Raw genomic sequence first — 13,286 nt, 5'->3', positions numbered from 1 at the left:
TCGCGGGGCGGGCATCGTCGTACGGGAAGCGGCTAGCCCTTGCCGGCGTGGCTGGCGAGCTGGTCGAGGCCCTGGATGATGCCGCCGGCCAGGTCGCCGCCGCCGAAGGACGCCACCATGGAGAGCGCGGCGAGCTTGGCGTACGTGTCCGGGATGCGCTTGCGGGCGTACCGGCCGGTGACGATCTCCAGCTGCCGCTGGTTGGGCGACACGGCGATCAGCACCGACTTGTCCGGCTCGGCGAGCTGCCGGTGCAGCCGCTCGGCGTGCTCCCGGATCGGCTCGTCCAGGCCGCCGACGTAGACCGAGAAGACCAGCCCGGTGCCCTGGTCGGCCAGGCGGAGCGCCTCGTCGATGCGGAGCAGCTGACGGGTCGAGAAGGGCCCGTCCAGCACCTGGGGCGGGTTGCTCGTCCCGGTCGCGGCCGACATCTCACCAACGGTCACTTGCGCCTCCGGTACCCGCGGCCGGCGCCTCGCGGCCGGCCAGTTCCTGCTTGCGGCTGCTCAGCGCCGGCGCCTGCGCCCCGGCGGCCAGTGCCGTGCCGGCCGAGTCGGCCAGCTGCTCCGGACGGCCCAGGAACCAGACCGGAGTGAAGTCGAAGGGCCGGCCCGGCCGGTAGCGCTTGGCGCCGCCACCGCCGCCACGGCCGCCGACGAACGCCAGTCCGGCGATCACCAGCACCGCGGCCGCCGGGATGCCAGCGAAGACCAGCAACGTCTCGGTAACAGACAATCCCAACGCCCCCAGGCGGAAAGAGAGACCAGGAATTCCGGGTCGGGTGGACGATCATCACGACGGGTCCCCGACCCCGCTTGTGATGTTCACGTTAGCGGAGCCGACCGCCCGCCAGATTGCGGGGTGCTGATCCCACCCGCCACAGCCGTGCTCCAACTGCGCGGCCGTGGCGATCAATGTGGCGTCCGCGCCGTACCGGCCGGTGAGCAGCACCCCGACCGGCAGGCCGTCACCGGTCCGGCCGAGCGGCAGGGAAACGGACGGATCGCCGGTCACGTTGAAGATGGCGCAGTACGGCGAAAAGCGGCGCTGCCGGTCGAAATCCTCGGCCGGGTCGAGGGCGGCGAACGCGCCCACCGGCGCCTGCGGCGCGGCCAGGGTCGGGCAGAGCAGCAGGTCGCAGCCGGCGGTCCGGCGGACGCCGAGGCGTACCTGGGACTGCAGTTCACCGAGCGCGGCCAGCAGCGGACCGGCGCCGACGGCCGCGCCCCGGGAGCGGAGGAACCGGGTCAGCGGCAGCAGCTCGCTCTCCCGCTCAGGCGGCACCGGGGAGAGCGCGAGCACGTACCAGAGGGTCTCGAAGAGCGGCCACGCCGCCGGGCCGAGCGGCGCGGGGACCTCGACCACCTCGTGGCCGGCCGCGGTGAGCAGCGCGGCGGCCCGGTCGACGGCGGCCACGCAGTCGGGGTGGACGGGCTCCTCGGCGAGCATCGGCGTGGTGAAGCGGCCGATCCGCAGCCGCCCGGGCGCCGCGTCGCGGGCGACGCGCAGGTAACCGCCGGCGGGCGCGGCCGGCGGCAGGTACGGCTCGCCGGGCATCGGTTGGCCCATGACGTCGAGCAGCGCGGCCACGTCGGGGACGGTCCGTCCGAGCGGGCCGTTCACCGGCAGCCCGAACCCGCCGAACCCGAGCGGGCCGCCGGAGACCAGGCCCCGGCTCGGCTTGTATCCGACCAGACCGCAGAGCGACGCCGGGATGCGCAGCGAGCCGCCGCCGTCGGAGCCCTGGGCCACCGGCACCAGCCCGGCCGCCACCGCGGCCGCCGCGCCGCCGCTGGAACCGCCCGCGGTGTACGCGAGACGCCACGGGTTCCGCGCCGGTGGCGCCACCAACCCTTCCGAGTAGAGCGAGCAGCCCAGCTCGGAGGTGGTGGTCTTACCGAGGCTGACCAGCCCGGCGGCGGTCATCAACCGGACCACGTCGGCGTCGACGGGCGGCACGAGGTCGGCGAAGGCGGCCGAACCGAAGGTGGTCCGCACCCCGGCGGTCAGCGTGAGGTCCTTGATCGCGGTCGGTACGCCGTGCAGCGGCCCGCGCCGGTCCATCGGCACCGCGTCGGCGGCCCGGGCCGCCTCCCGGGCCCGCTCGGGGGTGACGGTGACGAACGCGCCGACCGTGTCGCCGAGCGCCTCGACCCGGTGCAGATGGTGCTCGACCAGCTCCACGCTGGACAGCTCGCCCCGGCGGATCGCGGCGGCCTGCTCCAGCGCGGTCAGGTCGTGCGGCTCGGCCATGCCCCCATCCTGCCTGGTAGCCACGCCCCTCGCACTCATCACCCGCCGCGTGCCTGCGCGCCACGGCCGGCATCGGGATGTGTGGAGACGCGGGGTGGTGTCGCAGTCGAGGCTGGGCCGCCGTCAGCCGTGCAGGAAGCGCAGGGCGTTGCGGGAGAGGAGCTTGTCGCGCTGGTCGGCGGTGAGGAAGTCCGCCTTCCGGACCACCTGACCGACCGGCCGCTCCCCCAGCGGATACGGGTAGTCGCTGCCCACCAGCACCCGGTCCTCCCCCATGGTGTCGACCAGCAGCCGCAGCGCGGCCGGGTCGAAGACCACCGAGTCGACGCAGAACCGGTCGACGTAGGAGCTCGGCGGGGCGGTGGAGGCGCCGCGTACCAGGTCGCCCCGGCGGTGCCAGGCGTTGTCGGCGCGGCCCAGCCAGAACGGGAAGCTGCCGCCGCCATGCGCGAAGCAGATCCGCAGCGTCTCCGGCACCCGGTCGAAGACCCCGCCGAGGATGAGCGCCAGCACCGAAAGGTGCGTCTCGGCCGGCATCCCGGTCAGCCAGCGGGCCATCCAGCGGTCCAGCCGCGGGCCGCCCGGCATGTCCCAGGGGTGCACGAAGACCGGGGCGCCCACCTGCGCGCAGTGGGTCAGGAACTGCACGATGCCTTCGTCGTCGAGGTCGCGGTCGCCCACGTGGTTACCGATCTCCACCCCGACGTGGCCGGCCGCCAGGCAGCGGTCCAGCTCCGCACAGGCCAGGTCCGGGTCCTGCAACGGCACCTGGCAGAACGGCACCAGCCGGTCGCCCCCGGCAGCGGTCACCGCCAAGGTGAGGTCGTTGAAGATCCGGGCCACCCGGACGGCCTGCTCGGCCGGGCGGTCGTAGCTGAAGAAGACCGGGGTGGGCGAGACCACCTGCACGTCGACGCCGTCGGCGGCCATGTCGGCCAGCCGGGTCGCCGCATCCCAGCACTCCGCGCCGACCGGCCGGAACTCCGTCTCGCCGACCATGATCATGGCGGCGCGCTCGGAGTCCACCCGCAGCCAGGGCCAGCCGGACCCGCCGCACGCCGCGGCGAGGTCCGGCCACCCCTTGGGTACGACGTGCGTGTGCACGTCCACGACACGTCCCGGCATCAGCCCTTGCCCGGGTGCAGCGCGCCGCAGTTGGTGCAGGTACGGGCCTTCTCGTCGGCGTAGAACGCCGAGAAGACCGGGGGCAGGTCGGCCGCGATGTCGCGGACCTGGAGTTCCACCTCGTGCACCTTGTGGCTGCACTCGGGGCAGTACCACTGGAACTTCTCCAGCGTGCCCTCCTCGCGGACCCGCTCGATCACCATGCCGATCGAACCGGCCTCGGGCCGCTGCGGCGAGTGCGGGGTGTTGCGCGGCAGCATCCACATCTGACCCTCGCGGACGTGCACCGTACGCGGGCCCTCGGGGAGCATCAGGTTGACGTGCATGTTGCCCTTGACCTGGTAGAAGAACTCCTCGTACGGGTCGACGTGGAAGTCGGTCCGCTGGTTGGGGCCACCCACCACCATGACGATGAAGTCATCGCTGCCCGGCAACATCTCCTTGTTGCCCACCGGCGGCTTGAGCAGGTGCTGGTTCTCCCCGATCCAGCCCTGGAAGCTGAACGGTTCGGCGATCTCACTCACGACTGACCTCCCGACGGAAGTAGGGCCACGGCCTGCATCTCGATCAGCAGGTGCGGATGCGGCAGCTGGTGCACCGCCACCGTGGTCCGGGTCGGCCCGGTGGCGTCGAAGAACTCCGCCCACACCTCGTTGTATCCACCGAAATCATTCATGTTGACCAGGTAGCTGGTGACCTGGACCAGGTCGGACAGGTCGACGCCGACCGACCGCAGCAGATCCCGGATGTTCTCGATCACCGCCCGCGTCTGCACCCGGATGTCCAGGTTGGTCGTGCCGAACTCGTCCACCTCGACACCGGCGAAGGTGTTGTCCGGCCGCCGGGACGACGTACCCGAGACGAAGACGAACCCGCCCGCCACCTTGACGTGCGGGAACGCGCCCCGAGGGACCGCCTTCCCGGCCACCACGCGCGCCCCGCCACTCACGACGAAGCCCGCAGGGTAGCCGTGCCGAGCTTCTCGACAACGGCACGGACGTGAGCGCCGGGACGCAATGGAACGGCCGCGGTGGCGGCCCCCGCGAGGAAGAGCCAGCCCTCGCGCAGCCGGACCCCGTGCCGGCCGGCCAGCCGGAGCCCCTCGTCCAGGGCCCGGCGCGGGTCGCCGAGGATCGCCGCGGTCGAGCCGACCTGCGCCACCCGGCCGTCGATCTCCAGCAGCACGCCGAGGTTGTCCAGCCCCTCCGGCACCGGCGACCAGGGCCCGACGACGAACGCGGCGGCCGAGGTGTTGTCGGCGATGACGTCCGGCAGGGAGAAGGTGAAGTTGGCGTACCGGGAGTCGATCAGCTCGATGGCCGGGGCGACCGCGCGCACCGCGTCGGTGAACGCGCCGACCGGCTCGCCGGGTTCGGGCAGGCGGTCCAGCAGGAACGCCACCTCCGGCTCCACCCGGGGGTGGATGAAGGCGGCCACGTCGACGTTCCCGCCGTCGGGGACCCGCATCACGTCGGTGAGCCGGCCCCAGATCACCTCGTCCACGCCGACCTGGGCCATCTTCGCCTTGCTGGTCAACCCCATCTTCAGCCCGACCAGCCGCTCGCCCCGGTCGAGGCGGCGCTCAAGCAGCGCGGTCTGCACCGCGTACGCGGTGTCGACGTCGAGGCCGGTCTCGGCCGCGAGCTGCGGGATGGCGGTGGCCGTGTCGGCGGCCACGCCCAGCTTCTCGGCGATCCCCGCGATGTCCGGTCCGATCATGAGTTCTCCTTGCCCGCGAGGTCCAGCGCCACGTCCACGATCATGTCCTCCTGACCGCCAACCATCCGGCGCCGCCCCAGCTCGACCAGGATCGAGCGGACGTCCACCCCGTACCTCGCGGAGGCGCGTTCGGCGTGCCGGAGGAAGCTGGAGTAGACGCCCGCGTACCCCAGGGAGAGGGTCTCCCGGTCCACCTGGACCGGCCGGTCCTGGAGCGGGCGGACCACGTCGTCGGCCGCGTCCATCAGCGCGAACACGTCGCAGCCGTGCTTCCAGCCGTGCAGCTCGGCGACCGCGACGAAGACCTCCAGCGGGGCGTTCCCCGCGCCCGCACCCATGCCGGCCAGCGAGGCGTCCACCCGGACGGTCCGCCCGGACGGGGAGCCGAGCGGCCCGTCCCCGAGGATCCGCCCGTGCTCGACCGCGACCACACTGTTCGCCACCCCGAGCGACAGGTTGTGGTGGGCGTGGATGCCGACCTGCGTCTCCGGTTCGAGCACCTGCCGGTACGCGTCGATCCGCTCGGCCACGTCGGACATCAGCAGCCGGCCGCCGGAGTCGGTCACGTAGACGCAGTGCGCCCCGTACGACTCCATCAGCTTGGCCTGGGCGGCCAGCCCGGCCGGGTCGTTCATGTGCGACATCATCAGGAACCCGGCGACGTCCATGCCGTTCTCCCGGGCCCAGGAGATGTGCTGGGCGGAGATGTCCGCCTCGGTGCAGTGGGTGGCGATCCGGACGCTGGTCACCCCGAGCGCCTTCGCGGCCTTCAGGTCGGCGATGGTGCCGATCCCGGGCAGCAGCAGCGTGGTGAGCTTCGCGCCGGTCAGCACCTCGGCGGCGGCGGAGATCCAGTCGGCGTCGCTGGCCGCGCCGTGACCGTAGTTGACGCTGGACCCGGCGAGGCCGTCGCCGTGGGCCACCTCGATGGCGGCCACCCCGGCGGCGTCCAGCGCGGCGGCGATGATCCGCACCTGGTCCACGGTGTACCGGTGCGCGATGGCGTGCATGCCGTCCCGCAGCGTCACGTCCTGGATGTAGAGATCAGTCATCGGACGGTCACCTCCGCGTGCCGTGCCGGCGCGGGGCCGCGCCCGGCCGAGCGCAGGGCCACCAGCCGCTCCGCGGTGCGCAGCGCGGCCGAGGTCATGATGTCCAGGTTGCCGGCGTACGCGGGCAGGTAGTGCCCGGCGCCGGAGACCTCCAGGAAGACGGAGACCTGCAGCCCGGCCAGCTGCCGCCCCAGCGACGGCACGTAGGTGTCGACCCGGTCGAACTGCACGTCCTGCTTGAGCCGGTAGCCCGGAACGTACTCCTGCACGGCGGCCACCATCTCGCCGACCGAGGCGGCGATGGCGGACCGGTCGGCGTCGGCGTCCGGGCAGAGGCAGTAGACGGTGTCCCGCATCAGCAGCGGCGGGTCGGCCGGGTTCAGCACGATGATCGCCTTGCCGCGCTCGGCGCCGCCGACCACCTCGATGGCCCGGGCGGTGGTCTCGGTGAACTCGTCGATGTTGGCCCGGGTGCCCGGCCCCGCCGACTTCGAGGCGATCGAGGCGACGATCTCCCCGTACGCCACCGGGGTGACCCGGCCGACGGCGGCGACGATCGGCACGGTCGCCTGCCCACCGCAGGTGACCATGTTGACGTTCGCCTCGTGCAGGTGCTCGTCGAGGTTGACCGGCGGCACCGCGTAAGGGCCGATGGCGGCCGGAGTCAGGTCGACCACGGTCCGGCCGTGCGCCCGCAGCACCGCGTCGTGGCGGCGGTGCGCGCCGGCCGAGGTGGCGTCGAAGACCAGCTCGACGTCGGCGAACTCGGGCAGCGCCACCAGGCCGTCCACGCCCTCGGCGGTGGTCGCCACGCCCAGCCGCCGGGCCCGGGCCAGGCCGTCCGACGCCGGGTCGATGCCGGCCATCGCCACCATGCGCAGGCGGTCACTCAGCCGCAGCACCTTGATCATCAGGTCGGTGCCGATGTTGCCCGACCCCAGCACCGCCACGCCGACTGTCATCGCCGAGCCCTCTTCGTTCGCGACTGCGGGGCTCGCATGCTCACTCCTCGCGCTCACGACGCCTCCCTGGAGAAACAGGTCCGCACCGAGCCGAGCCCGGAGATCCGCGCCTCGTACGCCGCCCCGGGGGTGACCGGCACCATCGGGCCGAGCGCCCCGGAGAGCACCACGTCCCCGGCGCGCAGCGGATCGCCGGCGCGGGCCATCGTGCCGGCCAGCCACTCCAGCGCGTGCAGCGGGTTGCCGAGGCAGGCCGCCCCCGCCCCCACCGAGACCGGCTCTCCGGCCTGCTCCAGCACCATGCCGCACAGGCGCAGGTCGAGGTCGGCGAGCCGGCGGGGCGCGGTGCCGAGCACGAAGAGCCCGCTGGAGGCGTTGTCCGCCACGGTGTCCACGATGGAGATGTCCCACCCGGCGATCCGCGAGTCGACGATCTCGATGGCCGGCAGCACGTGGTCCACGGCCCGGATCAGGTCGACGGTGGTGACCCGCTCGTCGGGCAGGTCCGCGCCCAGCACGAAGGCGATCTCCGCCTCCACCCGGGGCTGGAGCAGCCGGCCCATCGGCACCTCGACGCCGTCGCCGACCGCCATGTCGTCGAAGAGCACCCCGAAGTCGGGCTGGAACACGCCGAAGCTCTCCTGCACCGCCCGCGAGGTCAGCCCGATCTTCGCTCCCACCCGGCGGTGACCCTTGCCGAGCCGCTGCCGGGTGTACACCTGCTGCACCTGGTAGGCCGACTCGATGTCGCCCTCCGGCAGCAGCCGGCCCCGCAGGGGCGGGCACGGCTTCTCGTCCTGCCGGGCGACGGCCAGTTCCCGGTTGGCGGCCTCGATGTCGACGGTGGTCATCCCCGCTCCTCGCTGCGCTCGCTGACGACGCTCACGACGGTTCGCGACCACGGGGCTCGCCACCCCGGCCCGCTCCTCGCGCTCACGATGCCGGCCATTCTGCCCGCCCCGCCCGCTCACGTGAGGTCCACGCAGACGTTGGTGAGTTCGGAGTAGAAGTCGAGCGAGTGCACCCCGCCCTCCCGGCCGATGCCGGAGGCCTTCACTCCGCCGAACGGGGTGCGCAGGTCACGCAGGAACCAGGTGTTCACCCAGACGATGCCGGCGTCCAGCCGGGCTCCGGCCCGGTGCGCCCGGCCCACGTCGCGGGTCCAGACCGTCGCCGCCAGGCCGTAGTCGGTGCCGTTGGCCAGGGCGTACGCCTCGTCCTCGTCGTCGAAGGGTGCGACGTGGACCACCGGGCCGAAGATCTCCTCCCGGTTGGTGCGGGCGTCCGGCCCGAGCCCGGTCAGCACGGTCGGCTGCACGTACGCGCCGCCGTCCCGGGCGTCGCCGAAGCGCGGCACCCCGCCCCCGGCGCACACCTCGGCGCCTTCGGCCCGGGCCAGGTCGTAGTGGCCGAGCACCTTGTCCCGGTGGCCGTGCGAGATCAGCGGCATGTTCGCCGTCGCCTCGTCGGCCGGCCAGCCGTACGCCAGGTCGTCGGCGCGCTTGGCGAGCCGCGCGGTGAACTCCTCGAAGACCGGCCGCTGCACGTAGATCCGCTCGGTGCAGAGGCACACCTGGCCGCCGTTGGTGAAACTGGACCGGACCGACCCGGCGACCGCCGCGTCCAGGTCGGCGTCGGCGAAGACCAGGCCGGCGTTCTTGCCGCCCAACTCGAAGCTGACCGCCTTCACCCCGTCCGCGGCGGCCCGCATGATGGCGCTGCCGGTGGCGGACTCCCCGGTGAAGGTGATCGCGTCCACGCCCGGGTGCCGGGTGAGGAACTCCCCGGCCGAGTCGGGGCCGAAGCCGTGCACCAGGTTGAACAAGCCCTCCGGCACGCCCGCCGCGGCCATCACCTCGGCGAGCAGGGTGGCCGACGCCGGGGTCTCCTCGCTGGGCTTCACGATCACCGCGTTGCCGCAGGCCAGAGCGGGCGCGACCTTCCAGGTGAGCAGCAGCAGCGGTAGGTTCCACGGCACGATCACCGCGACCACACCGACCGGCTTGCGGACCGCGTAGTTGAGCGCCCGGCCGCCGGTCGGGGTGACCGTGGTGAACGACTCGGTCGGCGCGGTCGCCACGATCTCGGCGAACGCCCGGAAATTGGCCGCGCCGCGCGGGATGTCCAGGGTACGGGCCTGGGAGATGGCCTTGCCGGTGTCGGCCACCTCGGCGGCGACCAGATCGTCGAAGCGGCGTTCCAACTCGTCGGCGATCCGCCGCAGCACCTCGGCGCGCTCCCGCTCGCCCATCCGGCCCCACGGGCCACGCAGCGCCGCCCGGGCCGCCGCCACCGCGTCGTCCACCGTGGACGAGTCGGCCTCGACCACCTCGAAGACCGGCTCGCCGGTCACCGGGCTGCGCTTGGTGAACCGCCGCCCGGCGGCGACGAACTCACCGCCGACGAAGTTGCGCAGCAGGCCCGGGCCGTCCGGCGCATGCCCGGCCATCAGCCGCGGATCCCAGAGCCTCATGGCCGCCTCCCTCGGCCGAGCACCATCGCCGCGCCGGCCAGCGCCGCCACCGCGCCGGTCGCGACCGCCCCGAGCACCTGGTACTGCCGGCGCACCCGGCGGCGCACCTCGGCGTACGGGGTGGTGGAGAAGGAGACCAGCTCGTACTGCGACACGTACCGGCCGGGCAGCGCCCGCTCCAGGGCGTGCTCGATCCGCTTGCGGGTCTGGAACACCGGCGAGGCGACCTTGTCCCGCATCTCCACGAAGTTGGCCAGCGCCATCCGGGCGATCGCCTCGGCGTTGGCCTGCCGCCGCTGCTCGAACAGCGGCAGCGCCACGGACCACTGGTCGCCGCACTCGTCCAGGCAGCGGTCCAGCTCGACCACGTCCTCGAAGGCGCAGTTCGCGCCCTGGCCGTAGAACGGCACGATGGCGTGGGCCGCGTCGCCGAGCAGGCCCACCCTGCCGTCCACCTGCCACGGGGTGCAGCGGACCGTGCCCAGCACGCCGACCGGGTTGTGCTGGTAGTCGTCCACCAGGTTCGGCGCGAGCGGGATCAGGTCCGGGTAGTGGGTGCGGAAGTACCGCTCGATGGCGGCCGGGCTGCCCAGCGAGGCGAAGCTCGCGGTGCCGTGGGTGGGCCAGAACAGGGTGCAGGTGAAGGAGCGGTCCGGGTTGGGCAGGGCGATCATCATCGAGGTGCCCCGCGGCCAGATGTGCAGGGCGCCCGGATCCAGGGCGAACTCGCCGCCGATCGGCGGGATGCTGAGTTCCTTGTAGCCGTAGTCGAGGAAGTCCAGGCTCTCGGTCAGCGCGCCGTACCCGAGGAGCTGCCCACGCACGGCGGAGCCGGCGCCGTCGGCGCCGAGGACCACCGACGCGGTGGCGGTGACCTTGCCCTGCGGGGTCTCGAAGGTCATCTCGTTGGTGGCCGGGTCGAGCCCGACCAGCCGGTGGTCGAACGCGACCCGCACCCCGGGCCGCGCGGCGGCGGCGGTGAGCAGGGCGTTGTTCAGCGCGCCCCGGCTGATCGAGTTGATCGCCCGGTCGCCGGAGCCGCTGTACGACTGGAACTGCGGCTCCCCCTCGACGGGGTGGATCATCCGGCCACGCATCGGCAGCGCGTCCGCCATCACCTGCCGCTCCAGCCCGATCCGGCGCAACGCGTCCAGGCCGCGCTCGGACAGCGCCAGGTTGATCGAGCGGCCCCGCTCGACCTGCCCGCTGCGCGGGTCGGGCCGCCGCTCGTAGAGGGCCACCGGGTATCCGCGCCGGGCCAGGTAGCAGGCCAGCAGGCAGCCGGCCAGTCCCGCCCCGACGACGGCGATCTCCTCCCGCCGGTCACTCACTGTGCCTCCTTCGTTCGCGACTGCGGGGCTCGCAAACCCGGCTCACTCCTCGCGCTCACCGCGTCACCTTCGTTCGCGACTGCGGGGCTCGCAAACCCGGCTCACTCCTCGCGCTCACCGATTCACCTCCACGGTGGCGGCCAGCGCGTCGGCGACCCGCCAGCAGTCGTGGTACGTCGAGTAGAGCGGCACCGGGGCGAACCGGACGATGTCCGGCTCCCGCGCGTCGGCGATCACGCCGTGCTCGTGCCGCAGCCGCTTGGTCAGCTCGTTCGCACTGCCCACCCCGATCCGCATGGAAAGCTGGCAGCCCCGGCGGGCCGGGTCGCGGGGGGTGACCACGGTCAGCGGCCGGCCGACGGTCACCTCGTCCAGCAGCCGCTCCAGGTAGCCGGTGAGCCGGAGGCTGCGCTCCCGCAGCGCCGGCATGCCGACCGAGTCGAAGAGTTCCAGCGAGGTACGCACCGGTCCCATCGCGAAGATCGGCGGGTTGGAGATCTGCCACGCCTCGACGGTGGCCGGCGGCCGGGAGACCGGGGTCATCTCGAACCGGGTGGCGGCCTCGGTGCTCCACCAGCCCTCGAACCGGGGCAGGCCGGGGTCGCCCAGGTGCCGCTCGTGAACGAAGACACCGGCCAGCGCGCCCGGCCCCGAGTTGAGGTACTTGTACGAGCACCAGGCGGCGAAGTCGACGTCCCAGTCGTGCAGCGCCAGCGGGACGTTGCCCGCCGCGTGCGCCAGGTCCCAGCCGACCACCGCACCGGCGGCCCGCCCGGCGGCGGTGATCGCCGGGAGGTCCATCAGCTCGCCGGTCAGGTAGTTGACCCCGCCGAGCAGCAGCAGCGCCACGGTGTGCCCCTCGGCGGCCAGGAAGTCGAGGACGTCCTGGGTGCGCAGGGTGTCCTCGCCCGGGCGCGGCGTCAACCGGACCACGGTGGCGTCCGGGTCCAGGCCGTGGAACCGGGCCTGGCTGCGCACCGCGTAGCTGTCCGACGGGAAGGCGCTGTCCTCGATGACGATCCGGGTCCGCTCGCCGGCCGGCCGGTAGAAGCTCACCATCAGCAGGTGCAGGTTGACCGTGAGGGAGTTCATCACCACGGTCTCGGCCGGGAGCGCGCCGACCAGGCGCGCGGCCGGCGCGGTCAGCAGTTCGTGGTACGGCAGCCAGGGCCGCTCCGCCTCCAGGTGCCCCTCCACGCCCAGCCGGCGCCAGGCGTCCAGGTCGGCGAGGAGTTCTTCCCGGGTGGCCCGGGGTTGCAGGCCCAGCGAGTTGCCTGCCAGGTACGCCACCTCGGGGTACCGCCCGCCCTCGGCGGGGGGCACGTGGAACAGGTGCCGGTGGCCGGGGTCGGCGGCGTCGAGCCGGCGGGCTTCTTCTTCGGGGGTGGGCATGTCCTTCTCTCCGGTCACATCGCGGTCCGGGCCGACCACAGCTCGGGGAAGACCACCCGGGCCATGCTGCGCTGCAACCAGGCCAGCCCGGCCGAGCCGCCGCTGCCGACCTTGGCGCCCATGGTCCGCTGCACCGCCTTGATGTGCTGCCAGCGCCAGTCGCCGAACCGCTCGGCCACCTCGGTCAGCGCCTCACCCAGCAGGCGCAGGTGGTTGTCCGGGCCGCCGTCGGCGTAGATGCGCACCCACGCCGCCTCGACCGTGGGGTGCGGGTCGTGCTCGGTCGCCACGTCCCGGTCGAGCAGTTCGCCGGGAAGGTCGAAGCCGCGCCGGGCGAGCAGGGCGATCACGTCGTCCCAGAGGCTCGGCGCGGCGAGGGCGGCGGTCAGCTCCGCGTGCACCTCGGTCTGCCGGCGGAACGGGCGGATCAGGGCCGGGTCGCGCAGGCCGAGCAGGAACTCCAGCTGCCGGTACATGGCGGACTGGAAGCCGGAGCCCTCGCCGAGCCGGTCGCGGAAGCGGTTGAAGTCGGCCGGGGTCATCCAGCGCAGCCCCTGCCAGGCGGCGTTGAGCCCCTCCAGGTGCAGGGCGGCGCGGCGCAGCGGGGGCAGCGCCTCCCAGATCCGGTTGGCCCGCAGCTCCCGCTGGGCGTGCCGCAGCTCGTGGCAGGTCAGCCCGAAGTACAGCTCCATGATCTGGCTGACCATCAGGAAGGACATCTCGCCCGGATCGTCGCTGAGCGGCTGCTGCAACCGGTGCAGCGTGCTCGCCCGCACGTAGGCGTCGTAGGGCACCCGGTCGGCGAACTCCAGCGTCGGCTCGCCGCCGTTGCGCGCCGCCCGGGCCGCCCGCTGCTGCGGGGTGGCCGGCCGAACCGCCGTCGTCTGTTCCACCGTCATCTCCCTCGGTACGCGGGTAGACGACATGATCCCGCTCCTGGATCCACCGATGGAATGCCTGTTCAACGGCGGTACGGTGG

The 13,286-nt window shown here is 73.2% G+C and carries 14 protein-coding genes; all 14 read right to left on the bottom strand.

All coding sequences use genetic code 11. From position 1 onward, the window contains the following. Nucleotides 1-32 precede the first annotated feature (32 nt). The 14 genes from ACFYM6_RS27850 to ACFYM6_RS27785 all read right to left on the bottom strand — a co-directional run bounded on the left by ACFYM6_RS27850 (nucleotide 33) and on the right by ACFYM6_RS27785 (nucleotide 13,206). Entirely contained in the window at nucleotides 33-446 is a 414-nt protein-coding gene (locus tag ACFYM6_RS27850; protein ID WP_387280183.1) for a DUF5130 family protein, read from the bottom strand. Next, nucleotides 433-717: a hypothetical protein gene (locus ACFYM6_RS27845; protein WP_073836601.1), complete on the bottom strand. Its 285-nt coding sequence runs from the start codon at nucleotides 715-717 to the stop codon at nucleotides 433-435. The genes ACFYM6_RS27850 and ACFYM6_RS27845 overlap by 14 nt, the downstream gene beginning before the upstream one ends. Nucleotides 718-792: 75 nt before the next feature. Next, nucleotides 793-2,253, bottom strand: coding sequence for an amidase (locus ACFYM6_RS27840; RefSeq protein ID WP_387280181.1), 1,461 nt, complete (start codon nucleotides 2,251-2,253; stop codon nucleotides 793-795). 123 nt (nucleotides 2,254-2,376) lie between these two features. Then, the gene (locus tag ACFYM6_RS27835; protein WP_387280179.1) at nucleotides 2,377-3,378 is read right to left on the bottom strand and encodes an amidohydrolase family protein; all 1,002 of its coding nucleotides are present in this window, start codon (nucleotides 3,376-3,378) and stop codon (nucleotides 2,377-2,379) included. Further along, nucleotides 3,378-3,902: a 3-hydroxyanthranilate 3,4-dioxygenase gene (locus ACFYM6_RS27830; protein WP_357441007.1), complete on the bottom strand. Its 525-nt coding sequence runs from the start codon at nucleotides 3,900-3,902 to the stop codon at nucleotides 3,378-3,380. Before ACFYM6_RS27830 ends, ACFYM6_RS27835 begins: the two co-directional genes overlap by 1 nt. Further along, nucleotides 3,899-4,327, bottom strand: coding sequence for a RidA family protein (locus tag ACFYM6_RS27825; RefSeq protein ID WP_387280177.1), 429 nt, complete (start codon nucleotides 4,325-4,327; stop codon nucleotides 3,899-3,901). The genes ACFYM6_RS27830 and ACFYM6_RS27825 overlap by 4 nt, the downstream gene beginning before the upstream one ends. Next, nucleotides 4,324-5,097 (bottom strand): 2-keto-4-pentenoate hydratase, encoded by a 774-nt coding sequence (locus ACFYM6_RS27820; RefSeq protein WP_387280175.1) that lies wholly within the window; start codon nucleotides 5,095-5,097, stop codon nucleotides 4,324-4,326. Before ACFYM6_RS27820 ends, ACFYM6_RS27825 begins: the two co-directional genes overlap by 4 nt. Then, nucleotides 5,094-6,149 carry a 4-hydroxy-2-oxovalerate aldolase gene (gene dmpG / locus ACFYM6_RS27815; protein ID WP_387280173.1) on the bottom strand — a complete coding sequence of 352 codons (1,056 nt, stop codon included), beginning with the start codon at nucleotides 6,147-6,149 and terminating at the stop codon, nucleotides 5,094-5,096. The genes ACFYM6_RS27820 and dmpG overlap by 4 nt, the downstream gene beginning before the upstream one ends. After that, nucleotides 6,146-7,111, bottom strand: coding sequence for an acetaldehyde dehydrogenase (acetylating) (locus ACFYM6_RS27810; RefSeq protein WP_387280239.1), 966 nt, complete (start codon nucleotides 7,109-7,111; stop codon nucleotides 6,146-6,148). The genes dmpG and ACFYM6_RS27810 overlap by 4 nt, the downstream gene beginning before the upstream one ends. 53 nt (nucleotides 7,112-7,164) lie before the next feature. Continuing rightward, complete coding sequence (locus ACFYM6_RS27805; RefSeq protein ID WP_387280171.1) at nucleotides 7,165-7,962, bottom strand: 2-keto-4-pentenoate hydratase; 798 nt, start codon at nucleotides 7,960-7,962, stop codon at nucleotides 7,165-7,167. A 116-nt stretch (nucleotides 7,963-8,078) separates the two neighbouring features. After that, nucleotides 8,079-9,560, bottom strand: a complete 1,482-nt coding sequence (locus tag ACFYM6_RS27800; RefSeq protein WP_387280237.1) for a 2-hydroxymuconic semialdehyde dehydrogenase — start codon at nucleotides 9,558-9,560, stop codon at nucleotides 8,079-8,081. A gap of 20 nt (nucleotides 9,561-9,580) precedes the next feature. Next, a complete protein-coding gene (locus ACFYM6_RS27795) occupies nucleotides 9,581-10,915 on the bottom strand; it encodes an FAD-dependent oxidoreductase (RefSeq protein ID WP_387280169.1) in 1,335 nt (444 codons plus the stop codon). Between the two features lie 114 nt (nucleotides 10,916-11,029). Next, nucleotides 11,030-12,307: a kynureninase gene (gene kynU, locus ACFYM6_RS27790; RefSeq protein WP_387280167.1), complete on the bottom strand. Its 1,278-nt coding sequence runs from the start codon at nucleotides 12,305-12,307 to the stop codon at nucleotides 11,030-11,032. A gap of 14 nt (nucleotides 12,308-12,321) precedes the next feature. Next, on the bottom strand, nucleotides 12,322-13,206 hold the full coding sequence (locus tag ACFYM6_RS27785; protein WP_387280235.1) for a tryptophan 2,3-dioxygenase: 885 nt from the start codon (nucleotides 13,204-13,206) through the stop codon (nucleotides 12,322-12,324). Nucleotides 13,207-13,286 lie beyond the last annotated feature (80 nt).

Origin of the sequence: Micromonospora sp. NPDC006431 (genome assembly GCF_042870725.1) — a bacterium.
Classification (GTDB): Bacteria; Actinomycetota; Actinomycetes; order Mycobacteriales; family Micromonosporaceae; genus Micromonospora.
The sequence above is the reverse complement of the archived record's forward strand: the minus strand, read 5'-3'. Positions and strand labels throughout refer to the sequence as shown.

What these genes read in the sequence shown, in the direction of transcription:
- ACFYM6_RS27840 (WP_387280181.1), bottom strand. Translation starts at nt 2,253, where the DNA reads ATGGCCGAGCCGCACGACCTGACCGCGCTGGAGCAGGCCGCCGCGATC.
- ACFYM6_RS27835 (WP_387280179.1), bottom strand. Translation starts at nt 3,378, where the DNA reads ATGCCGGGACGTGTCGTGGACGTGCACACGCACGTCGTACCCAAGGGG.
- ACFYM6_RS27820 (WP_387280175.1), bottom strand. Translation starts at nt 5,097, where the DNA reads ATGATCGGACCGGACATCGCGGGGATCGCCGAGAAGCTGGGCGTGGCC.
- dmpG (WP_387280173.1), bottom strand. Translation starts at nt 6,149, where the DNA reads ATGACTGATCTCTACATCCAGGACGTGACGCTGCGGGACGGCATGCAC.
- ACFYM6_RS27810 (WP_387280239.1), bottom strand. Translation starts at nt 7,111, where the DNA reads ATGACAGTCGGCGTGGCGGTGCTGGGGTCGGGCAACATCGGCACCGAC.
- ACFYM6_RS27805 (WP_387280171.1), bottom strand. Translation starts at nt 7,962, where the DNA reads ATGACCACCGTCGACATCGAGGCCGCCAACCGGGAACTGGCCGTCGCC.
- ACFYM6_RS27800 (WP_387280237.1), bottom strand. Translation starts at nt 9,560, where the DNA reads ATGGCCGGGCATGCGCCGGACGGCCCGGGCCTGCTGCGCAACTTCGTC.
- kynU (WP_387280167.1), bottom strand. Translation starts at nt 12,307, where the DNA reads ATGCCCACCCCCGAAGAAGAAGCCCGCCGGCTCGACGCCGCCGACCCC.
- ACFYM6_RS27785 (WP_387280235.1), bottom strand. Translation starts at nt 13,206, where the DNA reads ATGACGGTGGAACAGACGACGGCGGTTCGGCCGGCCACCCCGCAGCAG.